Below are 6728 nucleotides of genomic sequence, written 5' to 3'. Positions count from 1 at the left end.
GCGGTTGGTATGGCGCAGCGGATGGTGCTCGTTCAGCTCGCGCAGCGGCCGGTAGTCCAGGCGTACGCCGTCCGGGGTCGTACGGTCGCCGGCGGCGGGGGCGGCATCGGGCGTATCAGCCATGTCGGTCATACCGATCTCCATGGTGCTCATGAGGCGATCTCCCAGCGGTGGGTGGCCAGGAACTCCTCGACGGCGCGGTCGATGCGCTCCTGGTCCGCGGTTGGTATGGCGCAGCGGATGGTGCTCGTTCAGCTCGCGCAGCGGCCGGTAGTCCAGGCGTACGCCGTCCGGGGTCGTACGGTCGCCGGCGGCGGGCGCGGCGACGAGCCGTCCGCCGCGGTCGGCGCGTATGTACTCCAGGCGCGCGCGGCCGTCGGTGCGGGCGCCGAGGTCGGCGGGGAGCGGGGTGCCGAGGTGGGTGCGGAGGATGTGGTCGAAGAGGGGGATGCCGAGCACGTCGGCGAGTACGAGATCGCACTGGTCGCCGATGGCGCGGTAGTTGACCTCGATGACGCGCGCGCGGTCGCCCTGGACGACGTACTCGGTGTGGCAGGCCCCGAACCCGACGCCGAGCGCGGCGAGCTGGTCGAGCACCTGGCCGGTGTGCGGCTCGGGCGGCGCGGGGAGCAGGGTGAGCCGCTCCTCCATGAAGTACGGCAGCGGGGACATGTCGGTGCGGAACGAGCCGACGGCGTGCAGGGTCCGGCCGTCCCCCAGGGTTTCGAGGGTCTGCACCGGCCCGGCCAGGTACTCCTCGACGACGAGCGCGTCGCCGGGCCGCCGCGCGCCGATCTCCCGGCAGTGGCGGGCGAGCTGTTCGGCGTCGGCGGCCAGCACCACGTCCTCGCTGGCGACGCCCTCGCGGGGCTTGATCACGCACGGGTAGGCCACGCCGGCGGCCGCGACCGCGGTGGGGGCGTCCCGCGGGTCGCCGCCGGGGGCGAGTTCGGCGGCGCGTACGGCGTCGAGCCGGGAGGCCGCGAGCGCGCGCCGCAGATGCGCCTTGTTCTTGGTGCGCAGCGCGGCCCGCCAGTCCTTGCCGGGCAGCCCGAAGTAGTCGGCGGCGAGCGCGGCCTGGACCTGAAGGTGATCGCTGTTGCTGAAGACGGCGTCGGGGCCCGGCCCGAGGCGCGCGCCGCGGCTGATGACGTCGCGGAAGTCGCGCACGTCACAGCCCTCGACGGCGAGCTGCGCGGGCAGCGTGCCGCCGCCGGCCGCGTACCGGTCGTACGCGGCGCGGTGGGCCTCCGGCTGATCGGTCAGCAGCGTGACATCGAGGCCGAGCCGGGCCGCCGCGGGCAGAAAGCCCTCGGTCACGGAGTCGGTGGGGTTGAGAGCGAGAAGGTGGAGGCGCACGGGCTACGTGCCTTTCGAACGAAGGAAGCGTCAGCCTGCGGCGCGCGGGGGCTCGGTGCGGCTGAGGGGTGGCGCGGTGAAACCGGCGAACCGGCGGGGGCCGAGGGGCCTGGGGTGATGCGGTGTGCTGCGAGGCGATGCGAGGCGGCGAGGCCGGCGCGCTACACGGGGACTGGTCGGCCGGTAGCGGTCACGGGCGCGGGCGAATGCGTATACGTATGCGCGTTCCCCTTGGCGTGCGCGGTCGCGTTCGCGGGGGTACGGGCGCGGAGAGCCGCCGCTCGCGTTCCGCGAGGTGTGCGAGCGGGCGTACGTACAGCGGCGCCCGGTACGTCGGTACCACGGGAGGCGCGGGCGGCGCGGGCGGCGGCGCTCAGGGCTTCGGCTTCGCCGGGCGCACCGGCGGGGGGCGGGAGCGGAGACGCGGCTCCGTTCCGGCCGACGGTGCGTGGGGCTCCCGGCCGACGGGCCTCGGCCGGGAGCGGTGGGGTGTGTGAGCCGGCGGCAGCCGGATGTGGTGCCGTGGGGGCGGTGAGGGCGGCGGGCGCCGCGATCGGCGGGAGGGGCCCGCGAGGTGTCGCGGGGCGCACGGCGGCATGCCGGGCGGTTCCGAGATCGGTCCGGTTCACAGGAGAGACCCTAGGTTAGGCATACCTAACCTTGTCAATTCGCCTCGGCTGTACGACTCCTGCGCCCCGCCCTATGGGCCCTATGGAAGTTCCTACGGCCCTATGGAAGTTCCTATGGGCCCTAGGGAAGCCCGACCCGCCGGTACCGTGCCCGCCGGGCGGCGAGCCGTGCGCCGCGCTCCTGAGCGCGCAGCGCGGCCAGTTCCTCCCCGAGCACGGCCCCGAGGCGGGCCGTGAAGGAACCACCCACCCCCTCCTCGTACTCCTCCTCCACCACGCGGTCCACGATCCCGGCCGCCAGCAGATCGGCCGAGCGCACGCCTTGCCGGGCGGCGACCTCGTACGCGCGTTCCGTGGTCCGGTACAGGATCGCCGACGCGCCCTCGGGCGGCAGCGGGGACAGCCACGCGTGCCGGGCGGCCACGACCCGGTCGGCGGGCAGCAGCGCGAGCGCGGCGCCGCCCGCGCCCTGCCCCAGCAGCAGGCACAGCGTCGGCGCGGGCAGCGTCACCAGGTCGGCGAGCGACCGGGCGATCTCGCCCGCCAGCCCGCCCTCCTCGGCCTCGCGGGACAGGGCGGCCCCCGCCGTATCGACGACCGTGAGGAGCGGCAGGTCGAGTTCGGCGGCGATACGCATGCCGCGCCGCGCCGCTCGCAGCCCGGCGGGGCCGAGCGCCTGCCCAGCGGGCGCGGCCCCGCCCGCGCGGCGGCTGCCACGGTCGTGCCCGAGCACCACGCACGGCACGGACCCCACGCGCGCCAGCGCGAGCAGCAGCCCGGGGTCGCGCTCCCCCGCGCCCGTACCGCTGAGCGGCGTCACCTCGGTGGCGACACCCTCCAACAGCTCCCGCACCCCGATGCGCTGCGGCAGACGCGAACGCCGGATGGACTCGGCGGCGGAGGGCGGCTCGCCGGGGGACGGCGGGCCGGCCGGGGACGGCGTGCCGACGGCGGACGGCGGCTCAGAGGCGGAGGGCGACCCGGAGGCGGAAGCCCCCTCCTGGCCACTCGGCGCGGCGTCCGCGCACAGGACGTCCAGTGCCCGGGCCGCTATGTCCGCGAGCTCTCCCGCAGGGAGCACGGCGTCGATCAGGCCATGGGCCAGCAGGTGCTCCGCGACCTGGACGCCCGGCGGAAACGGTTCGCCGTAGAGGGCTTCGTGGACGCGGGGGCCCAGGAACCCGATCAGCGCGCCGGGTTCGGCGGCGGTGAGGTGGCCCAGGGAACCCCAGGAGGCCAGCACGCCGCCCGTCGTGGGGTGGCGGAGATAGACGAGGTACGGCAGGCCGGCGCCCTTGTGGTCGGTGATCGCGGCGGCGACCTTGACCATCTGGAGGAAGGCGACCGTTCCTTCCTGCATGCGCGTGCCACCGGACGCGGGGGCGGCCAGCAGCGGCAGCCGCAGTTCCGTGGCGCGCTCCACGGCCCGTACGAGCCGCTCCCCCGCCGCCACGCCGATGGACCCGGCCAGGAAGCGGAACTCGCACGCCACCACCGCCACGCGCCGCCCGCGCAGCCGCCCCTCGCCGGTGATCACGGACTCGTCCAGCCCGGTGCGCTCGCGCGCGGCGAGCAGGTCCGCGCGGTAGGCGGGGTCCGCCGTCTCGGTGAGCGCTCCGGCCGGCCCGTCCCACTCGTCCCAGCAGCGCCAACTGCCGGGGTCCACGACGGCTTCGATCAGTTCCAGCGCGGTCGCGCGAGGGGTCGGTACGCTCATGGGTTCACCCTGCCACGCGGGCCAGCGAGCAAGCGCGGGCCACCGAGCAGACGCGGGCCACCGAGCGAACGCGGGCCGCCCAGCAGACGCGGGCCGCCGAGCGAACGGCGGGAGGGGCCGGGCGCCGTCGCCCAGGGTCAGCCGGCCGCCTTGCGGGCCAGCAGGAACGCCTGCGGGGTCCGTTCCTTGACGTCGCCTTCGGTGTCGCGTTCACGCCAGACCTTGGCGCGTACGGCCAGCCCGGCGTCCGCGAGGAGTTCGGCGATGCGGTCGGGCTGCCAGCGGTTGAAGTCCAGCGCCACCGAATGCCCGATCGCCTCTTCCAGGCGCAGCACGCCGTCGCCGACCTGGAAGGCGAGCAGCACCTCGCCGCCCGGCGCCAGTACGCGGTGGAATTCGGCGAACACCTCCGGCAGGCGCTCCCCGGGCACGTGGATGGTCGAGTACCAGGCGAGCACCCCGCCGAGCTTGCCGTCCGGCAGGTCCAGGGCCGGCATGGAACCCTCTTCGAACCGCAGCTCCGGGTAGTCCCGGCGGGCCGCCGCGAGCATCCCCGGCGACAGGTCGATGCCGAACGCGTCCAGGCCCAGCCCGTGCAGGTACGCCGTCACCCGGCCCGTACCGCACCCGATGTCGGCGACCGGCCCGCCGCCGGCCGCCCGCACGTACTCGGCGAACCCGGCGAGCACCGCCCGCTCCATCGGCTTGGCCGCCAAATCGTCACGGGCGAAAGCGACGTAGTCGTCGGCTATGGCGTCGTACGACGCACGGGTGGAGGTCAGGAACTCGGCTTCGGTCATGGACGGGCACCCTACCGCCCGGCTCTCCGCCCCCCGGCAGGGGGCGTGGCACGCGGTTGCGGGGCCGGTGGCCCGGTGTGAGGGTGGCTGGAAAGCCTCGGGGACCGGAGCCGCCGTGCGCGCTCGCGCATTCGCGCCCGCGCCTGCCAACCAGCGAAAGTGCGAACCAGCGAACCAGCGAAGGGGCCTTCCGTGAGCATCGCCGCCGACCGTCTGTCCGACCCGGCCGTACGAGCCTTCGTCACCGCCGTCAACGCCAACGACCAGCAGGCCTTCCGGGCGGCGCTCGCCCCCGGCGCGACCATGTCCGACGACGGCACCGACCGCGCCCTGGGCGAGTGGGCGGACCGGGAGATCTTCTCCTCGCACGGCCGGATGGACGTGGAGTCGGAGGACGACGGCGGGCGCTCGCTCACCGCGCTCTACAGCAACGACACCTGGGGCGCCATGCGCACCCGCTGGACCTTCACCGTCGAGGACGGCAAGGTCAGCCGCTTCGAGACCGGCCAGGCCTGACGGCTGGGGCGCCCCCGGCTGGGGTGGGGGCAACGGTCCGGGGGCCGCCCGCGAACTGGGCGACCCCCGGAGTCAGCGCGTCAGCGGCCGGTCAGCGGTTCGGCGGCTTGACCCAGCCCTTCTGGACGAGCTGGTCGCAGTGCCACTTCCCCTGCGCCGCGCTCTCCCCCTTCTTCGCGGTCGCCTTGATGCAGTCCGCGTAGGGGAACGGGGGCCCCTGCGGTGCGGCCTGGGCGGCCGCCGCCGACGCGCCGAGCCCGCCGGCGGCCATGGCCAGGGCCAGGGCGATTCCCATTCTGCGCATGGTGATCTCCTTTCTCGTTCCGGAGCGGAGTGCTCCGGTGATCCACGCCGTCCCGTCACGGCCCGATCGCCGGACAAGATCAGCTAGGGCTCAACGAGCGAGACCGGCAGCAGAAACGTCCATCCGCCATGGGCTTTTCTCACGCTATGAAGGAAGCACCCTCACGCCCTGAAGAAAGCACTTCCCTCACGCCATGAAGGAAGTTCTTTTCTCACGCTCTGAACTAAGCCTTGAAGCAAGCCTTGAAGCAAGACGTGAGGGAAGCCTTGAAGCAAGACGTGAGGTAAGGCGCGAATTCAAGGCTTGAGAAAAGCCCCTCACGAGAAGCAGGTGGTCGGCGTCGCGTGGGCCGGGTCGAGGGCGTTGGCCGTCTCGTGGAAGGCCAGCCGGTCCGCGAGGCCGATCGCGACGTGTTCGGACAGATCGACCGGGCACAGGTCCTGGAGCAGGACGTTGTGGACGCCGGGGCCGTTCAGGAACTGCGAGCGGTAGGGCGTGACGACCTCGTCGTACTTGCTCGCGATGACGGTGTAGCGCACGCCCGGCACGGTGTCGCCGCCCGCGTTGAGGCGGTTCAGGAAGTCGGAGCCGGCGACCTGGTCGGTGAGGCCGGGGGTGAAGTGACCGATCACGTCGGCGGCGCCCGGGAAGTAGTCGAGCAGTTTGGTGAGGCCGCTGAGCGTCGTGCCGTGGTTGTCGGGGGCGATGCCGACGAGCGCGCCCACCTTGGCCGCGCCGCCCAGGAACTTCAGGTACTGACGCGGCATCATGCCGCCCTGCGAGTGCCCGACCAGGTCGGCCTTGGGCGTGCCGGTGGCGGCCAGCACTCTGTCGACGTACGCGGCGAGCTGCTTGGCCGAGTCCGCGATCGGGCCGAGGCCGTGAAAGAGGGGGACGCCGGGCAACTGCCCGTAGTCGAAGGAGAAGACGCAGTAGCCGCGCGCCACCAGGTAGGGGGCGAGGCCGAGCCAGTTGTCGACGGAGTTGCCGAACGTACCGTGCACGAGGACGACCGGCCGGGGGTGCGCGGACGAGGGCTTGCAGGAGTAGTCGTTCCAGCCGCGGCCGGCCGCGGCGGCGGACACGGGAGCCGCTGCGGACCCGGGAGCGGCTGCGGACCCGGGAGCGGCTGCGGACCCGGGAGCGCCGGCGGTACGGGCCTCCGGCGCGCCCGACAGCGCGGAGGCGGGAGCGGTGACGGGCGCGGCGAGAGGGGCAGGGGCGGTGGCGGACGCCGTGGCCGGCGTCGCGAGCGCGGTGAGTGCGGCGAGCGTCAGGGTGAGCGCGGACAGCGGCCCGCGGGCCCGTCCCAAGGACAGCTTCATGTGGACTCCTGGCAGGTGGTGGGTGGTTGCGCCAGCCGTTCACGCTGCGGTCCGGACCACAGATGTGCCGAGTGCACG

The 6728-nt window shown here is 73.9% G+C and carries 5 protein-coding genes and 1 pseudogene; 1 reads left to right on the top strand and 5 read right to left on the bottom strand.

The features are described from left to right. Positions 1 to 149: 149 nt before the first annotated feature. The 3 genes and pseudogenes from IF55_RS24405 to IF55_RS24395 all read right to left on the bottom strand — a co-directional run bounded on the left by IF55_RS24405 (position 150) and on the right by IF55_RS24395 (position 4505). A pseudogene (locus IF55_RS24405) lies at positions 150 to 1359 on the bottom strand (ATP-grasp domain-containing protein). A 750-nt stretch (positions 1360 to 2109) separates the two neighbouring features. Continuing rightward, a complete protein-coding gene (locus IF55_RS24400) occupies positions 2110 to 3705 on the bottom strand; it encodes a carboxyl transferase domain-containing protein (RefSeq protein ID WP_030893020.1) in 1596 nt (531 codons plus the stop codon). A gap of 137 nt (positions 3706 to 3842) precedes the next feature. Next, on the bottom strand, positions 3843 to 4505 hold the full coding sequence (locus IF55_RS24395) for a class I SAM-dependent DNA methyltransferase (protein ID WP_030893019.1): 663 nt from the start codon (positions 4503 to 4505) through the stop codon (positions 3843 to 3845). Positions 4506 to 4697: 192 nt separating this feature from the next. On the opposite strand from IF55_RS24395, the gene IF55_RS24390 reads away from it, so the two are divergent. Further along, positions 4698 to 5021, top strand: coding sequence for a hypothetical protein (locus IF55_RS24390; RefSeq protein ID WP_030893015.1), 324 nt, complete (start codon positions 4698 to 4700; stop codon positions 5019 to 5021). A gap of 91 nt (positions 5022 to 5112) precedes the next feature. Here IF55_RS24390 and IF55_RS24385 read toward each other — a convergent pair whose 3' ends face one another. Both IF55_RS24385 and IF55_RS24380 read right to left on the bottom strand, forming a co-directional pair. Continuing rightward, positions 5113 to 5325 carry a hypothetical protein gene (locus tag IF55_RS24385; protein WP_245661377.1) on the bottom strand — a complete coding sequence of 71 codons (213 nt, stop codon included), beginning with the start codon at positions 5323 to 5325 and terminating at the stop codon, positions 5113 to 5115. Between the two features lie 317 nt (positions 5326 to 5642). Further along, positions 5643 to 6650: an esterase/lipase family protein gene (locus IF55_RS24380; RefSeq protein ID WP_037967535.1), complete on the bottom strand. Its 1008-nt coding sequence runs from the start codon at positions 6648 to 6650 to the stop codon at positions 5643 to 5645. Between the last annotated feature and the right edge of the window lie 78 nt (positions 6651 to 6728).

The organism is Streptomyces varsoviensis (assembly GCF_000718635.1).
GTDB lineage: Bacteria > Actinomycetota > Actinomycetes > Streptomycetales > Streptomycetaceae > Streptomyces > Streptomyces varsoviensis.
Note: the sequence above shows the minus strand (reverse complement) of the source record. Positions and strands in the feature narration are given on the sequence as shown.